This window comes from Streptomyces sp. NPDC056600 (assembly GCF_042792855.1).
Taxonomy (GTDB): domain Bacteria; phylum Actinomycetota; class Actinomycetes; order Streptomycetales; family Streptomycetaceae; genus Streptomyces.
The window spans coordinates 1-18,225 of sequence record NZ_JBHTVQ010000002.1 but is presented as its reverse complement, the minus strand read 5'-3'; the positions used below and the strand labels follow the sequence as shown (position 1 = coordinate 18,225).

General features: G+C 74.7%; 16 protein-coding genes and 1 pseudogene. 10 read left to right on the top strand and 7 right to left on the bottom strand.

What is annotated here, in order from left to right; translation table 11 throughout:
- Positions 1-62: 62 nt before the first annotated feature.
- The 5 genes from fdhD to ACFRAV_RS01325 are packed head-to-tail and all read right to left on the bottom strand — an operon-like array spanning position 63 to position 6,587.
- Positions 63-920, bottom strand: coding sequence for a formate dehydrogenase accessory sulfurtransferase FdhD (gene fdhD, locus ACFRAV_RS01345; RefSeq protein WP_382550309.1), 858 nt, complete (start codon positions 918-920; stop codon positions 63-65).
- Positions 921-927: 7 nt separating this feature from the next.
- Positions 928-1,788: a 2Fe-2S iron-sulfur cluster-binding protein gene (locus tag ACFRAV_RS01340; RefSeq protein ID WP_382550307.1), complete on the bottom strand. Its 861-nt coding sequence runs from the start codon at positions 1,786-1,788 to the stop codon at positions 928-930.
- Entirely contained in the window at positions 1,785-3,617 is a 1,833-nt protein-coding gene (locus tag ACFRAV_RS01335) for an NADH-ubiquinone oxidoreductase-F iron-sulfur binding region domain-containing protein (protein WP_382550305.1), read from the bottom strand. The genes ACFRAV_RS01340 and ACFRAV_RS01335 overlap by 4 nt, the downstream gene beginning before the upstream one ends.
- Positions 3,618-3,621: 4 nt before the next feature.
- Positions 3,622-5,619: a molybdopterin oxidoreductase family protein gene (locus ACFRAV_RS01330; protein WP_382550303.1), complete on the bottom strand. Its 1,998-nt coding sequence runs from the start codon at positions 5,617-5,619 to the stop codon at positions 3,622-3,624.
- Positions 5,616-6,587 (bottom strand): 2-dehydropantoate 2-reductase, encoded by a 972-nt coding sequence (locus tag ACFRAV_RS01325; protein WP_382550301.1) that lies wholly within the window; start codon positions 6,585-6,587, stop codon positions 5,616-5,618. Before ACFRAV_RS01325 ends, ACFRAV_RS01330 begins: the two co-directional genes overlap by 4 nt.
- Positions 6,588-6,795: 208 nt before the next feature.
- Between ACFRAV_RS01325 and ACFRAV_RS01320 the strand changes: the two genes are divergently transcribed.
- From ACFRAV_RS01320 to ACFRAV_RS01310, 3 genes are all read left to right on the top strand, one after another.
- Positions 6,796-8,112 (top strand): OFA family MFS transporter, encoded by a 1,317-nt coding sequence (locus ACFRAV_RS01320; RefSeq protein ID WP_382550299.1) that lies wholly within the window; start codon positions 6,796-6,798, stop codon positions 8,110-8,112.
- The gene (locus tag ACFRAV_RS01315; RefSeq protein ID WP_351111067.1) at positions 8,093-8,224 is read left to right on the top strand and encodes a hypothetical protein; all 132 of its coding nucleotides are present in this window, start codon (positions 8,093-8,095) and stop codon (positions 8,222-8,224) included. The genes ACFRAV_RS01320 and ACFRAV_RS01315 overlap by 20 nt, the downstream gene beginning before the upstream one ends.
- 189 nt (positions 8,225-8,413) lie before the next feature.
- Entirely contained in the window at positions 8,414-9,091 is a 678-nt protein-coding gene (locus ACFRAV_RS01310; protein ID WP_382550297.1) for a GntR family transcriptional regulator, read from the top strand.
- A 105-nt stretch (positions 9,092-9,196) separates the two neighbouring features.
- On the opposite strand, the gene ACFRAV_RS01305 is transcribed toward ACFRAV_RS01310, so the two are convergent.
- A complete protein-coding gene (locus tag ACFRAV_RS01305; RefSeq protein WP_382550295.1) occupies positions 9,197-9,592 on the bottom strand; it encodes an SRPBCC domain-containing protein in 396 nt (131 codons plus the stop codon).
- A gap of 5 nt (positions 9,593-9,597) precedes the next feature.
- A complete protein-coding gene (locus ACFRAV_RS01300) occupies positions 9,598-10,200 on the bottom strand; it encodes a CGNR zinc finger domain-containing protein (protein WP_382550293.1) in 603 nt (200 codons plus the stop codon).
- Between the two features lie 181 nt (positions 10,201-10,381).
- Between ACFRAV_RS01300 and ACFRAV_RS01295 the strand changes: the two genes are divergently transcribed.
- The 7 genes and pseudogenes from ACFRAV_RS01295 to ACFRAV_RS01265 all read left to right on the top strand — a co-directional run bounded on the left by ACFRAV_RS01295 (position 10,382) and on the right by ACFRAV_RS01265 (position 18,172).
- Positions 10,382-11,500: an inositol-3-phosphate synthase gene (locus ACFRAV_RS01295; RefSeq protein WP_382550291.1), complete on the top strand. Its 1,119-nt coding sequence runs from the start codon at positions 10,382-10,384 to the stop codon at positions 11,498-11,500.
- On the top strand, positions 11,497-12,816 hold the full coding sequence (locus ACFRAV_RS01290) for an SCO3242 family prenyltransferase (protein WP_382550288.1): 1,320 nt from the start codon (positions 11,497-11,499) through the stop codon (positions 12,814-12,816). Before ACFRAV_RS01295 ends, ACFRAV_RS01290 begins: the two co-directional genes overlap by 4 nt.
- Positions 12,813-13,688, top strand: a pseudogene (locus ACFRAV_RS01285) (sugar phosphate isomerase/epimerase family protein); the annotation flags it as partial. The gene ACFRAV_RS01290 and the pseudogene ACFRAV_RS01285, both read left to right, overlap by 4 nt.
- A gap of 323 nt (positions 13,689-14,011) precedes the next feature.
- Positions 14,012-14,767, top strand: coding sequence for an EboA domain-containing protein (locus ACFRAV_RS01280; RefSeq protein ID WP_382550286.1), 756 nt, complete (start codon positions 14,012-14,014; stop codon positions 14,765-14,767).
- Positions 14,767-15,618: a TatD family hydrolase gene (locus tag ACFRAV_RS01275; protein ID WP_382550284.1), complete on the top strand. Its 852-nt coding sequence runs from the start codon at positions 14,767-14,769 to the stop codon at positions 15,616-15,618. Before ACFRAV_RS01280 ends, ACFRAV_RS01275 begins: the two co-directional genes overlap by 1 nt.
- Positions 15,619-15,620: 2 nt before the next feature.
- On the top strand, positions 15,621-16,793 hold the full coding sequence (gene eboE / locus ACFRAV_RS01270) for a metabolite traffic protein EboE (RefSeq protein ID WP_382550656.1): 1,173 nt from the start codon (positions 15,621-15,623) through the stop codon (positions 16,791-16,793).
- Positions 16,790-18,172 (top strand): alkaline phosphatase family protein, encoded by a 1,383-nt coding sequence (locus ACFRAV_RS01265; RefSeq protein WP_382550282.1) that lies wholly within the window; start codon positions 16,790-16,792, stop codon positions 18,170-18,172. The genes eboE and ACFRAV_RS01265 overlap by 4 nt, the downstream gene beginning before the upstream one ends.
- The last annotated feature ends 53 nt before the right edge of the window (positions 18,173-18,225 follow it).

Genomic DNA, 18,225 nt, shown 5'->3' with positions numbered 1-18,225 from the left:
CGCAGGGGGCGCTCCCCGCCTGCCGGGGCCCCGCCCGCTCGTGGGACGGAGGGAACGGGACGTCAGGTCCGCACGGCCGGGGCGGCCGTGAGGGCGATCCGTTCCTCTCCCGCGTAGACGTTCATGGAGGCCCCCCGCAGGAAGCCCACCAGCGTGAGCCCCGTCTCCGCCGCGAGGTCCACGGCGAGCGAGGAGGGCGCGGACACCGCGGCGAGCACCGGTATGCCCGCCATCACCGCCTTCTGCGCGAGCTCGAAGGACGCCCGCCCCGACACCATCAGCACGGTCCGCGACAGCGGCAGCGCGTCGTTCTGCAGGGCCCGCCCGACCAGCTTGTCCACCGCGTTGTGCCGCCCCACGTCCTCCCGGACGTCCAGCAGCTCCCCGGACTCGGAGAACAGGGCCGCCGCGTGCAGCCCGCCGGTGCGGTCGAACACCCGCTGCGCCTCCCGCAGCCGCTCCGGCAGCACCGACAGCAGCGCCGGCTCCAGCGACATGGCCGGCCCGTCCCCGTCGTCGATCGCCCAGCGCGCCGTCGTGCGCACCGCGTCCAGGCTCGCCTTGCCGCACAGCCCGCACGAGGAGGTGGTGTAGACGTTCCGCTCCAGGGTGATGTCCGGCATCACGACCCCGGGCGCGGTCCGCACGTCCACGACGTTGTACGTGTTGGCCCCGTCGGCCGTCGCCCCCGCGCAGTACACGATGTTGCGCAGCTCCGCGGCCGAGCCCAGCACCCCCTCGCTGACGAGGAACCCGGCGGCGAGCGCGAAGTCGTCGCCGGGCGTGCGCATGGTGATGGCCAGCGGCTTGCCGTTGAGCCGGATCTCCAGAGGTTCCTCGGCGACGAGCGTGTCCGGACGGGCGGAGACCACTCCGTCGCGGATCCGGATCACCCTGCGTCGTTCCGTGACTCGTCCCATAGCCCTGTCAGTCCCGGTTCTGTACGTGCTGGTAGCCGAAGCGGCCCTTGATGCAGAGATTGCCGTGGGTCACCGGGTTGTCGTGCGGCGAGGTGACCTTGACGATCTCATTGTCCTGAACGTGCAGGGTGAGGTTGCACCCTACTCCGCAGTAGGCGCAGACCGTGGTGGTCCGCGTCTGCCGGGACTCGTCCCACGTACCCGCTGCGCGCAGGTCGAACTCGCTCTTGAAGGAGAGTGCCCCCGTCGGGCACACCTCGACGCAGTTGCCGCAGTACACGCAGGCCGACTCGGTGAGCGGACCGTCGTGCTCGACGGCGATCCGCGCGTCGAACCCGCGCCCCGCGACGGAGATGGCGAAGGTGTTCTGCCACTGCTCCCCGCAGGCGTCCACGCACTTGTAGCAGAGCACGCACTTGCCCAGGTCGCGGACGTACAGGTCGTTGTCGACCCGCGGCTCGTCGGTCTGCCGGGCGGCGTCCGGTCCGAAGCGGTCCGGCACGGCCCCGTACTCGTCGATCCAGCCGGCGGCCCCGGGGGTGGTGGAGAGGTCCACCGAGGAGGCGAGGAGTTCCAGCACCACCTTCCGGCTGTGCCGGACCCGCTCGGTGCCGGTGCGCACCACCATGCCCGGCTCGGCCCTGCGCGAGCAGGCCGGCGCCAGCGTCCGCGCGCCCTCGACCTCGACGACGCAGACCCGGCAGGCGTTCCTCGGCTCCAAGGTGTCGCCCTGGCAGAGGGTCGGCACGTCCTTGCCGGAGGCGCGGCAGGCGTCGAGGATCGTAGAGCCCTCCGGGACCCGGGCCTCCTCGCCGTCCAGGGTGAACTCCAGTAGGCGGCGCGGCACGCCGAGCGGTATCGCGGTCACTGGTAGACCCCCAGACGGTCGATGGCGGATTCCACGGCGTTCCAGGCGGTCTGCCCCAGACCGCAGATCGAGGCGTCCTTCATGGCCCGGCCCACCTCGCGCAGCAGGGCGACGTCACCGGCGGCGTCCGCGCCGGTGCGCCCGGCGATCCGGTGCAGCGCCTCCTCCTGGCGGACCGTCCCCACCCGGCAGGGCACGCACTGGCCGCAGGACTCGTCGCGGAAGAACTCGGCGATCCGCAGCAGCAGCCGCGGCAGCGGCACCGTGCCGTCGAAGGCCAGCACCACGCCGGAGCCGAGGGTGGCCCCGGCCTCGCGGGTGCCCTCGAAGGTGAGCGGGACGTCCAGTTCGTCGGCGCGCACGAAGGAGCCGGCCGCCCCGCCGAGCAGGACCGCCCGCAGCCCGTCCCGCACCTCGGCGAGTTCCAGCAGCTCGCCCAAGGTGGCGCCGAAGGGCAGCTCGTACACGCCGGGCCGCGCGACGCTGCCGGAGACGCAGAACAGCTTGGTCCCGGTCGACTTCGCGGTGCCGGTGGCCGCGTAGGCGGGCGCCCCCATGGTGAGCACCGGCAGGACGTTGACCAGGGTCTCCACGTTGTTCGCGGCGGTGGGCCTGCCGAACAGCCCCTTCTCCACCGGGAAGGGCGGCTTGGAGCGGGGCTCGCCCCGGCGGCCCTCGATCGAGTTGAACAGCGCGGTCTCCTCGCCGCACACGTACGCGCCCGCGCCCCGCCGGATCTCGATGTCGAAGGCGTACCCCATGCCCATGACGTCCTCGCCGAGGAACCCCCGGGCCCGGGACTGCGTGATCGCGTGCTCCAGACGGCGCAGCGCCCGCGGGTACTCGCCGCGCAGGTAGAGGTGGCCCTGGTGCGCGCCGGTCGCGTACCCGGCGACCGTCATCGCCTCCACCAGGGCGTACGGGTCGCCCTCCATCAGGACCCGGTCCTTGAAGGTGCCGGGCTCCGACTCGTCGGCGTTGCAGACCAGGTGGTGCGGGCGGTCGGGCTGGGAGGCGGTGGCACGCCACTTCACCCCGGTGGGGAAGGCCGCGCCGCCCCGGCCCACCAGCCCTGAGTCGGTGACCTCGCGGATCACCCCCGCCGGGCCGAGCGCGAAGGCGCGGCGCAGCGCGCTCCAGCCGCCGTGCGCCCGGTAGTCGTCGAGCGAGTACGGGTCCACCATGCCGACCCGGCGCAGCAGCACCAGGCCGCCCTGCCCGGCCTGCGGGACGGCCAGGGCGGCGGGCGGCTCCTCGGCGGCCGACTCCGGGGCGGTGGCCGCCAGGACGGCCGACGCGGCGGTGGCCGGCGCGGCCACCGCGGTGCGCACCGGGTCGCCCGCCCGGATCGCCAGGGCCGCCGGGGCCCGCTCGCACAGCCCCAGGCACGGACTCGCCTGGACCTGGACGCCCGAGCCGGGCCCCAGCCGCTCCCGGGCCGCGGCCAGCACGCCGTCCGCGCCGGCCGGGGCACAGGCGATGTCGGTGCACACGTGCAGCACCGTCCTCGGCCGGGGCCTCACGGAGAACAGGGCGTAGAAGGTGGCCACCCCGTACGCCTCGGCCGGAGGGACCGTCAGGCGGCGGCAGAGGTAGTCCAGCGCGCCGTCGCTGATCCAGCCGATCCGGTCGTTGATCGCGTGCAGCCCCGGCAGCAGCAGGTCGCGGCGGTCGCGCGCGGCCCGCCCGCCGCGTGCCCACCGCAGGTCGGCGGCGGGCGTCTCGTCGCGGTCCGCGCCCTCCCAGGAGGACGCCGGCGGTCCGAGGAGCGCGTCGACCGCGGCGCGTTCCTCGTCGGTGGGTTCGCTGTCGCCGAAGTGCAGGTCCACCAGGTCACCTCACGTGGTCGGGCGTGGGCATGGGCGCGGCCGCGGGTGTGGGCGCGGGCAGCTTCTCGATCCGGATCGCCGACGCCTTGAACTCCGCCGTGCCGGCGATCGGGCAGTTGGCCTCGATGGTCAGGGCGTTGGTGTCCACCTCGTCGGGGAAGTGGAAGGTCATGAACGCCAGCCCCGGCCGCAGCGCGGTGTCGATCCACACCGGGGCGACGACCGCGCCGCGCCGGGAGACCACCCGCACCTCCTCGCCGACGGCGACGCCGTACCGCTCGGCGTCCTCCGGGCTGAGCTCGACGTACTCGCCGCGCCGGAGCGGCGAGGCGAAACCGCCGCTCTGCACACCGGTGTTGTAGGAGTCCAGGCGTCGCCCGGTGGTCAGCCGCACCGGGTGGTCCTCGTCGGTGACGTCCACCGGCGGATCGTGCTGCACCAGCCCGAACGGCGCCCTCCTGCCCCGGCGTCCGGGGTCGCGCTCCCACAGCCTGCCGTGCAGGTAGGTCGGCTCGAGACGCTCGGTGGACGGGCAGGGCCACTGGATGCCCTGGTGCTCGTCCAGCCGGCCGTAGGTCATGCCGTGGTGGTCGGGTGAGACCGCGCGCAGTTCGTTCCACACCGACTCGGCGTCCGCGTACTTCCAGTCGTGGCCCAGCCGCCCGGCCAGGTCGCAGAGGATGTCGATGTCCTCGCGGGCCTCCCCGGGCGGGGTGACGGCCGCGCGCACCCGCTGCACGCGGCGTTCGCTGTTGGTGAAGGTGCCGTCGGTCTCCGCCCAGCCGGCAGTCGACGGCAGCACCACGTCGGCGAGTTCGGCCGTCGCCGTCATGAAGATGTCCTGCACCACCAGGAAGTCCAGCTCCCTCAGGCGGCGCACCGCCTGCTCGCAGTCCGCCTCCGACTGCGCGGGATTCTCGCCCACGCAGTAGACGGCCCGCAGCGAGCCCTCCTCCATCGCCTCGAACATCTCGGTGAGGTTCAGGCCGTAGCGGGGCTGGATGGTGGTGTTCCAGGCGCCCTCGAACTTCCGCCGCACCGCCGGGTCCAGGATGTCCTGGAAGCCGGGGAGCCGGTTGGGGATGGCGCCCATGTCGCCGCCGCCCTGCACGTTGTTCTGGCCGCGCAGCGGTTGCAGGCCGGAGCCGAACCGTCCGACGTGGCCGGTGAGCAGCGACAGGTTGATCAGCGCGCGGACGTTGTCGGTGCCGTTGTGGTGCTCGGTGATGCCCAGGGTCCAGCACAGCTGCGCCCGCTCGGCGCGCGCGTAGGCGTGCGCGAGCTCGCGGATCGCCTCGGCCGGCACGCCGGTCACCTTCTCCGCCAGCGACGGCGTCCACGGCTCGACCAGCGCGCGGTACTCCTCGAAGCCGGTGGTGGCGCGCTCCACGAACGCCTCGTTCACCAGGCCGGCGGCGATGATCTCGCGCCCCACGGCGTGCGCCAGAGGGATGTCGGTGCCGACGTTCAGGCCCAGCCAGCTCTCCGCCCACTGCGCGGTGGAGGTCCGGCGCGGGTCGACGGCGTACATCCGGGCGCCGGCCCGGATGCCCTTGAGGACGTGCTGGAAGAAGATGGGATGCGCGAAGCGGGCGTTGGAACCCCACATGACGATGACGTCGGTGTGCTCCACCTCCTCGTACGAGGAGGTGCCCCCGCCGGAGCCGAACGCCGCCGACAGCCCCGCCACACTGGGCGCGTGACAGGTGCGGTTGCACGAGTCGACGTTGTTGGTGCCCATCACCACGCGGGCGAACTTCTGCGCCACGTAGTTCATCTCGTTGGTCGCCCGGGCGCAGGAGAACATCCCGAACGCGCCGCGGTGCTCACGCAGCGCCCGGGCGACCCGGTCCAGCGCCTCGCTCCAGGTGGCGCGGCGGAACGGCTCGTCGCGCGCGTCGCGGACCAGGGGGTGGGTGAGCCGGGTGTAGGTCTTCGGGGTCCGGCCGCGCCGCCGGGCGCGGGGCCCGGGAGCCGCGGGGGAGACGGGGGAGTTGCTCATGCGGCGCTCCTCAGCGCGAGCAGGTCCGACAGGGCGTGGACCGTGCGAAGGGTGGGGGTGTCGACGCACGTGATCTCCGCCAGTTCGAGCAACACGGTGAGCAGCACGTCGAGTTCGAGGGGCCGGCCGCGCTCCAGGTCCTGCAGGGTGGAGGTGCGGTGGTCGCCGACCCGCTCCGCCCCCGCCAGCCGGCGCTCGACGGAGACGCCCACCCTGCAGCCCAGGGCCTCCGCCACCGCCACCGTCTCGCGCATCATGGCCGTGACGACCCGGCGGGTGCCGTGGTGCACGCACATCTCCCGCATCGTGGCCCGGGTCAGGGCGCTGATCGGGTTGAACGTGGCGTTGCCCAGCAGCTTGATCCAGATGTCCTCGCGCAGGTCCGGCTCGACGGGGCACTTGAGGCCGCCCGCGACCATCGCCTCGCTGAAGACGGTGCAGCGCGCGGAGACGGAGCGGTCGGGCTCGCCGATCGAGAACCGGGTCCCCTCGATGTGCCGCACCACCCCCGGGGCCGCGAGTTCGGTGGCCGCGTACACCACGCAGCCGACGGCCCGTTCCGGGGCGATCACCTCGCTGACCGCTCCGCCGGGGTCCACGCTGTGCAGGCGCCGCCCGTCGTGCGGGCCGCCGTGGCGGTGGAAGTACCACCAGGGAATGCCGTTCTGCGCGGCGACCACCGCCGTCCCCGGCTTCAGCAGCGGCTTCAGCAGGGGCCCGCAGGACGCGTAGGCGTTCGCCTTGAGGCCGAGGAACACGTGATCCACCGGGCCGACCCCGGCGGGGTCGTCGGTGGCGGGGGGACGGGCGGTGAAGTCGCCTCGGGGACTCAGGACGCGCACGCCGTCCCGTCGCAAGGCCTCCAGATGGGCGCCGCGGGCGATCAGGTGCACCTCCACGCCCGCCCGGTGCAGGGCGGCGCCCACATAGGCGCCGATCGCGCCCGCGCCGAGTACCGCGACTCTCACAGCAAGCTCCGTCCGGTCGAGGGCGTACCGAGGAACTGGGCCTTCCCTCCGGGCCGTTCGGCGAGAAGGTCGACTGAATATTGTCTACAGTATGGGAGGTGAGGCGGCAAGGCTCCTGGCAAGGCATGAGGCCGAGCGGTGCGGGAAGAGAAGCGGGGGGCGTCCGGAGTCTTCCCAAGCAGGTAAGCGGTACCTAAGGTTCCGGATCATGAGTCCACCGGTAGCACCGCCGGGATGGAGCCGCTGGCTCGTGCCCCCGGCCGCCCTCTCCGTCCATCTGTCCATAGGTCAGGCCTACGCCTGGAGCGTCTTCAAGGCCCCCCTGGAATCCTCGCTCGACATCAGCGGCACGCTGAGCGCGCTTCCCTTCCAGCTGGGCATCGTGATGCTGGGCCTGTCCGCGGCCTTCGGCGGCACCCTCGTCGAACGCAACGGCCCGCGCTGGGCGATGACGGTCGCCCTGGTGTGCTTCTCCTCGGGCTTCCTGCTCTCCGCCCTCGGCGCGTACACCGGGCAGTACTGGCTGATCGTGTTCGGCTACGGCTTCGTCGGCGGCATCGGCCTCGGCATCGGTTACATCTCGCCGGTCTCCACGCTGATCAAGTGGTTCCCCGACCGGCCGGGCATGGCCACCGGCATCGCCATCATGGGCTTCGGCGGCGGCGCGCTGATCGCCTCGCCCTGGTCCACCCGGATGCTGGAGTCGTTCGGCTCCGACTCCTCCGGCATCGCCACCGCCTTCCTGGTCCACGGCCTGGTCTACGCGGTCTTCATGTCGCTCGGCGTGCTGCTGATCCGCGTGCCCAGGCCCGCGGAGGGCGACGCCGCCGCCGACGCCACGGCCGGCGTCGGCGGGGTCCAGGTGTCCGCGCGCGACGCCGTGCGCACGCCGCAGTTCTGGCTGCTGTGGCTGGTGCTTGTCATGAACGTCACCGCGGGCATCGGCATCCTGGAGAAGGCCGCGCCGATGATCACCGACTTCTTCGCCGACTCCTCGACGCCGGTGTCGGTCTCGGCCGCCGCCGGGTTCGTGGCGCTGCTCTCGGCGGCCAACATGGCGGGCCGGATCGGCTGGTCCTCGACCTCCGACCTGATCGGGCGCAAGAACATCTACCGCGTCTACCTGGGCGTCGGCGCGCTGATGTACCTGATGATCGCGCTGTTCGGGGACACATCCAAGCCGCTCTTCGTGCTCTGCGCGCTGGTCATCCTGTCCTTCTACGGCGGCGGGTTCGCGACGATCCCCGCCTACCTGAAGGACCTGTTCGGCACCTACCAGGTGGGCGCCATCCACGGACGGCTGCTGACGGCCTGGTCCACCGCGGGCGTCCTCGGCCCGCTGATCGTCAACTGGATCGCCGACCGGCAGGAGGAGGCGGGCAAGGAGGGCCCCGAGCTGTACGGGACCTCGCTGTTCATCATGCTCGGCCTGCTGGTCGTCGGGTTCGTGGCCAACGAGCTGGTGCGGCCGGTGCACGCCAAGTACCACGTGAAGGAGGGCGTCCATGTCGCAGAACCCGCCTGAGGGCGCCGGGCGCCGCGGGCTGATCGCCTTCTCGTGGTTGTGGGTCGGGGCGCCGCTCGCCTACGGCCTCTTCGAGCTGGTCCGCAAGGCCACCCAGCTCTTCACGGGCTGACTCCGCGACCGGCGTCGCCCACGGTGCGCCTCGTTCCCGCGGCAGGGGACGGGGCGCACCGGCGTGTCGTGTCCGACGTCACCCGCGCCGCAACTCCCCGAGCGCCGTAGACTGTAGACGATGGACAACGGGGTGTGCCCAGGGTCTCCAGGATCAGGGTGTTGATCAGGGTGTTCAGGAGGGGATGCGATGCTGTCCACCGGTCTGCCGCAGGGCGCCGTGCCCAAGCTGGAACGCCCCGGTCCGCTCCGGGACCGCGTCTACGAGGCGCTGCTGGAGCTCATCACCACCCGCGCGCTGCGGCCCGGACAGCACCTGGTGGAGAGCGAGCTCGCCGGTCACCTCGGAGTGTCCCGCCAGCCCGTCCGCGAGGCGCTGCAGCGGCTCAACACCGAGGGCTGGGTGGACCTGCGCCCCGCCCAGGGCGCCTTCGTTCACGAGCCGACCGAGGAGGAGGCCGACCAACTCCTCACCGTGCGCACGCTGCTGGAGGCCGAGGCCGCCCGGCTCGCCGCTGCGAACGCGGGCAAGCCGGGCATCGAGCGGCTCGAGGCGCTGTGCGCGGAGGGCGAGGCGCTGGTCGCCGCGGACGACGTCGACGGCGCGGTGGAGGCCAACGCGCGCTTCCACGCCGCGGTGATGGAGCTGGCCGGCAACGCCGTCCTGGCCGAACTGGCCGCGCAGGTGGACCGGCGGGTGCGGTGGTACTACACGCCGATCGCCCGGCAGCGCGGCGCCCAGTCGTGGACCGAGCACCGCGCGCTGATCGCCGCGATCGCCGAGCGGGACGAAGCGGGGGCGACGCGGCTCATGCGCGAGCACACGGAACACACCCGGCACTCCTACCACGCCCGCCCCAAGGGCTGACCGCGCCGCGGCGGGGACGGGCGCCCCGGTAGTGGGCGCCGCCTGCAAGGGGTGCCCACGGCTGCCCCGCGGCGCCGGTCTCCGGCCAGGTGTCGTGCGCCGTGGTCACCGCCGCTCGAGGGCGGCGGCGACCTGATCCATGACGTGCTGCCAGTGGGCCCGTCGCCGTTCGCGCTCCTCGGCGCTCGCCAGGTGCTCCTGGTGGAGGCGCAGCGTCGTGCGGGCCCCGTCGGCCGCGGGGCTGAGGGCGATCTGGACCGTGGTCGTGCCGTGGGTGACGCGGATGCGGTCCGCCGTGCGGTAGCCGCGCACCTCGCCCGTGACCCCGTCGGCCGTCCGGTAGGGGGCGCCCCTCTCCGGGGTCAGGACCGCACCGGCGCCGAGCCAGAGGGCGATGCCGTCGGGGCCGCTCACGAACTCCCATACGGCCTCCACCGGGTGGGGCAGGGTGCGGGACACGCCGATCTGCCAGCCGGCGTCCTGGGTGAGACCTGTGGGCATGGCGGTCATCCTTCCTCGGAGTGGCGGGCGCGCAGCGCCCTGACCTTGTGGCGGTTGCCGCAGTGCTCCATGGAGCACCAGCGGCGGCGGCCGGGGCGCGAGGTGTCGACGTAGACCAGGTGGCAGTCCTCGGCCGCGCAGGTGCGGATGCGGTGCGCGAAGGGCCCGGTCAGCAGCTCGACGGCGTCCCGGGCGACGGTGGCCGTCAGGTGCGTGCCGGTGGGCGTGCCGGCCCACTGCCGCGTCCCGTCGGGGGCGACGGCGGGCGCCATGGCCGGACGGGCGGCCGCCTCGTTCAGGGTCTCCAGGTCGCCGGACGGGGGGTGCTCGCCGCGCGTGCGGGCGAGGACCACCCGGAACAGCGCGTCACGCAGCGCTCGGGCGTCGGCCACCTCCGACGCGGAGACGTCCAGCGCGGGTGTCGGGGTCAGCCGCGAGCGTTCCGCCCAGGCGGCCAGGTCGGCGGGCTCGTGCAGGACCTCGTAGCGGCGGTAGGGGCCGGGGCCGCCGGTGGTCAGCAGTTCCAGGCAGAGCGCGCCGGGGTCGAACCGGTAGGCGGCACCGGTGTGGGAGCGCAATGTCAGCCCCGGGGGCGCGACGGAGTCCATGTAACCACTTTAACCGGTTACACGATGCCCGGCCAGACGGAAGGCCCGCTGCCATCGCGGAGTTCCGGTGCTTCGCAGAGGTCCGCGAGGCACAGTCCGTCCGTCCTGACACTGATCAAGACCCGCCCGCGGCTGCTAGTTTCCCCGTTGCGTATTCCGTGCGAACCGAGGAGGCCGCGTCATGTCCCCGTCCGACTTACCGTCCGACTTACCGCCCCGGGTGGGCGTCTGGCTGATCGGGGCCAGGGGCTCCGTCGCCACCACCGCCGTCGCGGGCTGCGCGGCCCTGACCGCCGGACTGCGCCCGCCGACCGGGATGCTCACCGAGACACCCCCCTTCGCCCGCAGCGGGCTGCCCCCGCTCACCGCCCTCGTCTTCGGCGGTCACGACACCGCCGAGGGTCCGCTCGCCAAGCGCGCCGAGGCACTCGCCGGGGCGGGCGTCCTGCCCCACGGTCTGCCGGACGCCGTCCGGGCCGAACTCGAGGACGCCGACCGCGAGATCAGGGCGGGAGCGACCGAGGACGCCGACGGCGTCACCGAGCGACTGGCCGACGACATCGGGGAGTTCGCGCGGCGGCGCGGACTGCGGCGGGTCGTGGTGGTCAACGTCGCCTCCACCGAGCCGCGGACCGACGGCCCCGGACTTCCGCCGAGCGCGTTGTACGCGGCGGCCGCGGTGCGGGCCGGCTGCCCGTACGTGAACTTCACCCCCTCCGCGGGCATCCAGCACCCGGCGCTCGCCCCGCTCGTCGAGGAGAGCCGACTGCCGTACGCGGGACGGGACGGCAAGACCGGGCAGACCCTGCTGCGGGCCGTGCTGGCGCCGATGTTCGCCCAGCGCGCCCTGGACGTGCGGGCCTGGTCGGGCACCAACCTGCTGGGCGGCGGCGACGGCGCGGCACTGGCCGACCCGGCGGCCGCCGCCGCCAAGAACGCCGGCAAGGCGCGGGTCCTCGCCGACGCGCTCGGCACCCTGCCGGAGGGCGGCACGCACATCGACGACGTCCCCGCGCTGGGCGACTGGAAGACGGCCTGGGACCACATCGCCTTCGACGGCTTCCTCGGCACCCGGATGGTGCTGCAGACCACCTGGCAGGGCTGCGACTCCGCGCTGGCCGCGCCGCTGGTGCTGGACCTCGCCCGCATCATGGCCCGGGCAGGGGAGCTGGGTCTGACGGGGCCCGTCGGTGAGCTCGGGTTCTACTTCAAGGACCCGGTGGGGGAGGGGCCGGTCGCGCTCGGCGAACAGTACGGCCGCCTGCTGGAGTTGGCGCGACGGCTGGCGGCCGGCCGATGAGCGCGGCCCGGGACTGGGCCGAACTGCTGCGCGTCCCCGCGCTGTTCACCGTGCCCGGCGACGCGCTGGCCGGCGCCGTCGCGGGCGGCGGACGGCCCCGGACCCGCACCCTCGGCGCCGTCGCCGCCTCACTGTGCCTGTACGCGGCGGGCATGGCCCTCAACGACTGGGCCGACCGCGAGGAGGACGCGAGGGAGAGACCGGGGCGGCCGCTGCCGTCCGGGCGTATCCGGCCGGGGGTCGCGCTGGCCGCCGCCGGAGGGCTCACCGCGGCGGGCCTCGGCTGCGCGGCCCTGGCCGGCCGGAGCACCGCGGCCGTCGCGGCCCCCCTGGCGGCCACCGTGTGGGCCTACGACCTGCACCTCAAGCACACGCCGCTGGGACCGGCCGCCATGGGCGCCGCCCGCGCCCTGGACCTGCTGATGGGCGCCGCCTCCACCGGGGCGCCCCTCCGCGCGCTGCCGTCCGCCCTGGCCGTGGGCGCGCACACCTGCGCCGTCACGGTGGTCTCCCGCCACGAGACCCGCGGCGGCGCGGTGCGGCCGTCCGTGGCGGCCCTGGCGGTGACCGCCGCGGTCACCGCGGGGCTCGTGCGGAGCGCCGCTCGCACGAGTGGGGGCGACGAGGGCGGTCCGTCACGGCGTGGTCGAGGCGAGGACGCGCGCCTCGGGGCCGCGCCGGGCCCGGCCGTCGGCGGGCGGTCCGGGTCCGCGTCAGGGGCCGTCACCGGGATCGGGCGTCGGCCTCGTGCCGCGTCGCCCCCCACCGGCGTGGCGCCGCCCGCACACACCGGGCGACCGGACGGCCCCGAACGCCGTCCGGCCCCCCTCGGCGGGGGTCCCGGTGATCGTCCGGCCCCGCCCGGCGGAGGCCACGGTGCAGGCCCGGCCCCGCGGGGCGGAGGTCCCGGTGGCCGCCTCGCCCCGTTCGCCGCGGGCCTCGGTGGCCGCCTCGCCCCGTTCGCCGCGGGCCTCGGTGGCCGCCTCGCCCCGTTCGCCGCGGGCCTCGGTGGGCGTCCGACCGCGTTCGCCGCGGGTCTCGGTGGCCGTCCGCCCCCGCTCGCCGCGGGCCTCGGTCGTCGCCTGACCCCGCCGGCCGCCGCGGCGTTCGCGGTGACCGCCGCCCGCCCCCTGCTGCACGCCGTGCTCAACCCGTCCCCCCAGCTGACCCAGCGCGCCGTCGGCGGCGGGATCCGCGCCCTCGTCCCCCTGCAGGCCGCCCTCGCGGCCCGGGCCGGCGACCCCGCGACCGCCCTCCTCACCGCGGCCCTCGCGCCCGTCGCCCGCCGCCTCGGCCGGAAAGTGAGCCTCACATGAGAACGAGCACGAGCGACACCCTTCCCTTACGCCCCTTACGCCTCGGCTACGGCACCAACGGCCTCGCCGACCTCCGTCTCGACGACGCCCTCGCCCTGCTCGCCGACCTCGGCTACGACGGCGTCGGACTCACCCTCGACCACATGCACCTCGACCCGCTCGCCCCCGATCTCGCCGCCCGCACCGCCAAGCTCGCCGCGCGGCTGGCCGCACTCGGCCTGGCGGTCACCGTCGAGACCGGCGCACGCTACGTCCTGGACCCGCGCCGCAAGCACGGTCCCTCCCTGCTCGACCCCGAGCCGGAGGACCGCGGCCGCCGCGTCGCCCTGCTGCTGCGGGCCGTCCGGGTGGCCGCGGACCTCGGCGCACACGCCGTGCACTGCTTCAGCGGGGTCATCCCGCCCGGCACCGACGAGGACGCCGCCTGGATGCGGCTCGCGGAGGCGCTGAACCCCGTGCTGGCCGCGGCCGAGGCATCCCGGGTCGCCCTGGCGATCGAGCCGGAGCCCGGGCACCTGCTCGCCGACCTGGCCGGCTTCCACCGGCTGCGCCGTCTCCTCGGTGACCCTCGGCCGCTGGGTCTGACCCTGGACATCGGCCACTGCCAGTGCCTGGAACCCCTGCCGCCCGCCGACTGCGTCCGCGAGGCCGCGCCCTGGCTGCGGCACGTGCAGATCGAGGACATGCGCCGCGGCGTCCACGAGCACCTCCCGTTCGGCGAGGGCGAGATCGACTTCCCCTCCGTGCTGGCCGCGCTCGCCGCGGCGGACTACCGCGGGCTGACCGTCGTGGAACTGCCCCGCCACTCCCACGCGGGACCCCGGTACGCCGAACACTCGCTCTCCTTCCTCCACCGGGCCGCGCACACGGCCGGGGTGGCGACGACGGCACGGGCCACGACGGCGGCGGACGTCACTACGACGACCCGCGCGGCGACCGCGTCCTCCGCCGCGACCACGCCCTCCATGCCGCCCCCGCCCTCCGCCCCCACGACGGCGGCGCCCGCCGGGACCCGGCCCTCCGCCACGACCGGACCCCTTGCGGGGACCTCGCCCTCCGCCACGACCGGACCCCTCGCTGGGACCCGGCCCTCCGCGACAGCTGGACACCTTGCCGGGACCTCGCCCCCCGCCACGACCGATGCCCCCGCCACCACCCCGCCCTCCACCACCACGGCCACCGAAGGGAGCACCGCATGACCGCCGGTCCCGGTCCCGACCCCGACCCCGCTTCCCAGGACACCCTCCACGCCGCACCCCCGGCGTCCGTCCCGTCCCCGACGACCGAGCGCCGCGCCCGTCTCGCCGCCCGGCTCCCGGCCCCCGCACGGGATTGGCTGGAGGACGCCCTCACCACCGTGGCCGAGGAGTCCGGCACCGCCGCTGCCCGGGGGGCCGACACCGCCGCGGCCGGGGAGTCCCGCACCCCCGCGGCCGGGGTCTCCGGCCTGGAGATCCGCTTCGCCGAGGCAGGCCGCCGCGTCGGCCCCGACGCCGCCGACGACGCCCGGATCCTCCTGCTGCACGCCGCCGGGGCCGGCCCCGGCACACTGGCCCGCCTCTACCGCCAGGGCACCGCCGCCGAACGCCGCGCCGTGCTCCACGCCCTGCCCGCACTGGTCCCCGGCGACGAGGCGCTGGACCTCGTCGAGGACGCCCTGCGCACCAACGACACCCGGCTGGTCGCCGCCGCCCTCGGCCCCTACGGCGCCCGCCACCTGCCCGCCCACCCCTGGCGGCACGCCGTCCTCAAGTGCCTCTTCACCGGCGTCCCCCTCGACACCGTCGACCGGCTCGCCGAACGCGCCCACGGCGACGCCGAACTCGTGCGCATGCTGGGCGACTTCGCCGCCGAACGGGGTGCGGCGGGCCGCACCGTGCCCGCCGACCTGTACCGCGTCCTGGCCCTCACCGAACCCGCTCCCGCCTCCGCCCCACAGGAGACACACTGATGCGCATCTTCGACCCCCACATCCACATGACCTCCCGCACCACCGACGACTACGAGGCGATGCGCGCCGCCGGAGTGCGCGCCGTCGTCGAGCCCGCCTTCTGGCTCGGCCAGCCCCGCACCTCGCCGGCCAGTTTCGTCGACTACTTCGACTCCCTGCTCGGCTGGGAGCCCTACCGGGCCGCCCAGTACGGCATCGCCCACCACTGCACCCTCGCGCTCAACCCCAAGGAGGCCAACGACCCGCGCTGCACTCCCGTCCTCGACGAACTGCCCCGCTACCTGGCCAAGGACGGCGTGGTCGCGCTCGGCGAGATCGGCTACGACTCCATGACCCCGGCCGAGGACCACGCGCTGGCCGCCCAGCTGCAACTGGCCGCCGACCACGGCCTGCCCGCCCTGGTCCACACCCCGCACCGCGACAAGGTCACCGGACTGCGGCGCACCCTCGACGTGGTGCGCGAGTCGAAGCTGCCCGTCGACCGGGTGCTGGTCGACCACCTCAACGAGACCACCGTCGCCGAGGCCAAGGACAGCGGCGCCTGGCTGGGCTTCTCCGTCTACCCCGACACCAAGATGGACGAGGACCGCATGGTCGCCGTGCTGCGGGCCTACGGCCCCGAGCGCGTCCTGGTCAACTCCGCCGCCGACTGGGGCAGGAGCGACCCGCTGAAGACCCGCAAGGTCGGGGACGCGATGCTCGCGGCGGGCTTCGGCGAGGACGACGTCGACCTGGTGCTGTGGCGCAACCCGGTCGCCTTCTACGCACTGAGCGGCCGCCTCGACCTGACGCCCGCCGACGCCGCCGCGGCCACCCACGAGGGCAACTCCATCCTGCGCGGGGGCGAATGACGATGCGCTTCCGGCACCCGGACGGCTCCGTCGTCCACCTCGCCTACTGCACCAACGTCCACCCCGCCGAGACCCTCGACGGCGTCCTCGCCCAGCTCCGCGACCACTGCGAGGCCGTCCGCCGACGGCTGGGACGCGACCGGCTCGGCATCGGCCTGTGGCTGGCCCACGACGCGGCCCGCGCCCTGGACACCGACCCCGCGGCCCTGCGCCGGCTGCGCGACGAACTCGACCGCCGCGGCCTGGAGGTGGTCACCCTCAACGGCTTCCCCTACCAGGCCTTCGGCGCCGAGGAGGTCAAGTACCGCGTCTACCGGCCCGACTGGGCCGACCCCGAACGCCTGGAGCACACCACCGCCCTGGCCCGCGTCCTCACCCGGCTGCTCCCCGAGGACGCCGCCGAGGGCACCGTCTCCACCCTGCCCCTGGCCTGGCGCACCGCGGACGACGGCGAACGCGCCGCGGCGGCCCTGACCGCCCTGCGCACCCTGGGGCGCGGGCTCGACCGGCTCCACGAGGAGACCGGCCGCTCGGTCCGCGTCGGACTGGAGCCGGAGCCGGGCTGCGTGATCGAGACGACCGCCGACGCCGTCGCCCCGCTCACCGAGATCGGCCACCCGCGCGTCGGCGTCTGCGTGGACACCTGCCACCTGGCCACCTCCTTCGAGGACCCCGGCCCCGCCCTCGACGCCCTGGCGGCGGCCGGCGTCCCCGTCGTCAAGTCGCAGCTCTCCGCCGCCCTGCACGCCGAGGACCCCGGCGACCCGGCCGGACGCGAGGCGCTGGCCGCCTTCGCCGAGCCCCGCTTCCTCCACCAGACCCGCGCCCGCACCCCCGACGGCGCCCTGCACGCCGTCGACGACCTGCCCGAGGCCCTCACGAGCGGGGCGCTGCCGCGGCAGGCGCCGTGGCGCTCCCACTTCCACGTCCCGCTGCACGCCGCCCCCGCCCCGCCGCTGACCTCCACCCTGCCCGTGCTGCGGGACGCCCTCGCCCACCTGGTCGGCGGCCCCGTCCCCCGCACCCGCCACCTCGAGGTCGAGACCTACACCTGGCAGGCACTGCCGCCCGCGCTGCGCCCCCGCGACGCCGGCGGACTCGCCGACGGCATCGCCGCCGAACTCGCCCTCGCCCGCGACCTGCTGACCGACCTCGGCCTCAAGGAGCTGCCGTGACACCCTCGGTGAACCCGCTGCTGGTCCTCGACGTCGTGGGACTGACCCCACGCCTCCTGGACCACATGCCGCACCTGAAGTCCCTGGCGCGCGACGGCTCCCGCGCACCGCTGGGCACCGTGCTGCCCGCCGTCACCTGCGCCGCGCAGTCGACCTTCCTGACCGGCACGCTCCCCTCCGAGCACGGGATCGTCGGCAACGGCTGGTACTTCCGCGAGCTCGGCGACGTCCTGCTGTGGCGGCAGCACAACGGGCTGGTCGGCGGCGACAAGCTCTGGGACGCCGCCCGCCGGGTCGCCCCCGCCTACACGGTGGCCAACATCTGCTGGTGGTACGCGATGGGCGCCGACACGGACATCACCGTGACCCCCCGCCCCGTCTACTACGCCGACGGCCGCAAGGAACCCGACTGCTACACCCGGCCGCCGGCCCTGCACGACGAACTCACCGACGCGCTGGGCACGTTCCCCCTCTTCAACTTCTGGGGACCCGGCGCCGACCTGGTCTCCAGCCGCTGGATCATCGACGCCACCCGCCACGTCCTGCGCACCCGGCGGCCCGACCTCGCCCTGTGCTACCTGCCCCACCTCGACTACGACCTGCAGCGCTACGGCCCCGACGACCCGCGCTCGCTGCGGGCCGCCACCGAACTGGACGCCGCAGTCGCCCCGCTCCTCGACCAGGCCCGCGCCGAGGGCCGCACCGTCGTCGCGCTCTCCGAGTACGGCATCACCCCGGTGTCCCGCCCCGTCGACGTCAACCGCGTGCTGCGCCGCGCCGGACTGCTGGAGGTGCACACCCAGGACGGCATGGAGTACCTCGACCCGACGACCTCCCGCGCCTTCGCCGTCGCCGACCACCAGATCGCCCACGTCTACGTGCGGCGGCAGGAGGACCGGGAGACGGTCCGCGCCCTGCTGGCCGAGGTGCCGGGCGTCGCGGAGATCCTCGACGACGCGGGGAAGAAGGCGAACGGCCTCGACCACCCGCGCGCCGGCGAACTGGTCCTGGTGGCCGCGCCGGACAGCTGGTTCACCTACTACTACTGGCTCGACGACGACCACGCCCCCGACTTCGCCCAGCTGGTGGAGATCCACCGCAAGCCCGGCTACGACCCCGCCGAGCTCTTCATGGACCCCCTCGACCCGTACGTGAAGGTGAAGGCGGCCGGCGCCCTGGCCCGCAAGAAGCTCGGCATGCGCTACCGGATGGCCGTCGTCCCGCTCGACCCCTCACCCGTGGGCGGCAGCCACGGCCGGCTGCCCGAGCGGGACGAGGACGGCCCGCTGCTGCTCTGCTCCGCCCCGCACGAGCTGGGCGACCGCGTCGAGGCCACCGAGGTGAAGAACCTGCTGCTGCGCCTGGCGGGGCTCGCCTGACCCGGCGCCGGTGAGGCCGTCCGGCCCGCGGCGGGACGTCCGTGGAGGACGCC

Coding starts and splice junctions, on each gene's coding strand:
- fdhD (WP_382550309.1), bottom strand. CDS start 920: ATGGGACGAGTCACGGAACGACGCAGGGTGATCCGGATCCGCGACGGA.
- ACFRAV_RS01330 (WP_382550303.1), bottom strand. CDS start 5,619: ATGAGCAACTCCCCCGTCTCCCCCGCGGCTCCCGGGCCCCGCGCCCGG.
- ACFRAV_RS01320 (WP_382550299.1), top strand. CDS start 6,796: ATGAGTCCACCGGTAGCACCGCCGGGATGGAGCCGCTGGCTCGTGCCC.
- ACFRAV_RS01315 (WP_351111067.1), top strand. CDS start 8,093: ATGTCGCAGAACCCGCCTGAGGGCGCCGGGCGCCGCGGGCTGATCGCC.
- ACFRAV_RS01310 (WP_382550297.1), top strand. CDS start 8,414: ATGCTGTCCACCGGTCTGCCGCAGGGCGCCGTGCCCAAGCTGGAACGC.
- ACFRAV_RS01305 (WP_382550295.1), bottom strand. CDS start 9,592: ATGCCCACAGGTCTCACCCAGGACGCCGGCTGGCAGATCGGCGTGTCC.
- ACFRAV_RS01300 (WP_382550293.1), bottom strand. CDS start 10,200: ATGGACTCCGTCGCGCCCCCGGGGCTGACATTGCGCTCCCACACCGGT.
- ACFRAV_RS01295 (WP_382550291.1), top strand. CDS start 10,382: ATGTCCCCGTCCGACTTACCGTCCGACTTACCGCCCCGGGTGGGCGTC.
- ACFRAV_RS01290 (WP_382550288.1), top strand. CDS start 11,497: ATGAGCGCGGCCCGGGACTGGGCCGAACTGCTGCGCGTCCCCGCGCTG.
- ACFRAV_RS01280 (WP_382550286.1), top strand. CDS start 14,012: ATGACCGCCGGTCCCGGTCCCGACCCCGACCCCGCTTCCCAGGACACC.
- ACFRAV_RS01275 (WP_382550284.1), top strand. CDS start 14,767: ATGCGCATCTTCGACCCCCACATCCACATGACCTCCCGCACCACCGAC.
- eboE (WP_382550656.1), top strand. CDS start 15,621: ATGCGCTTCCGGCACCCGGACGGCTCCGTCGTCCACCTCGCCTACTGC.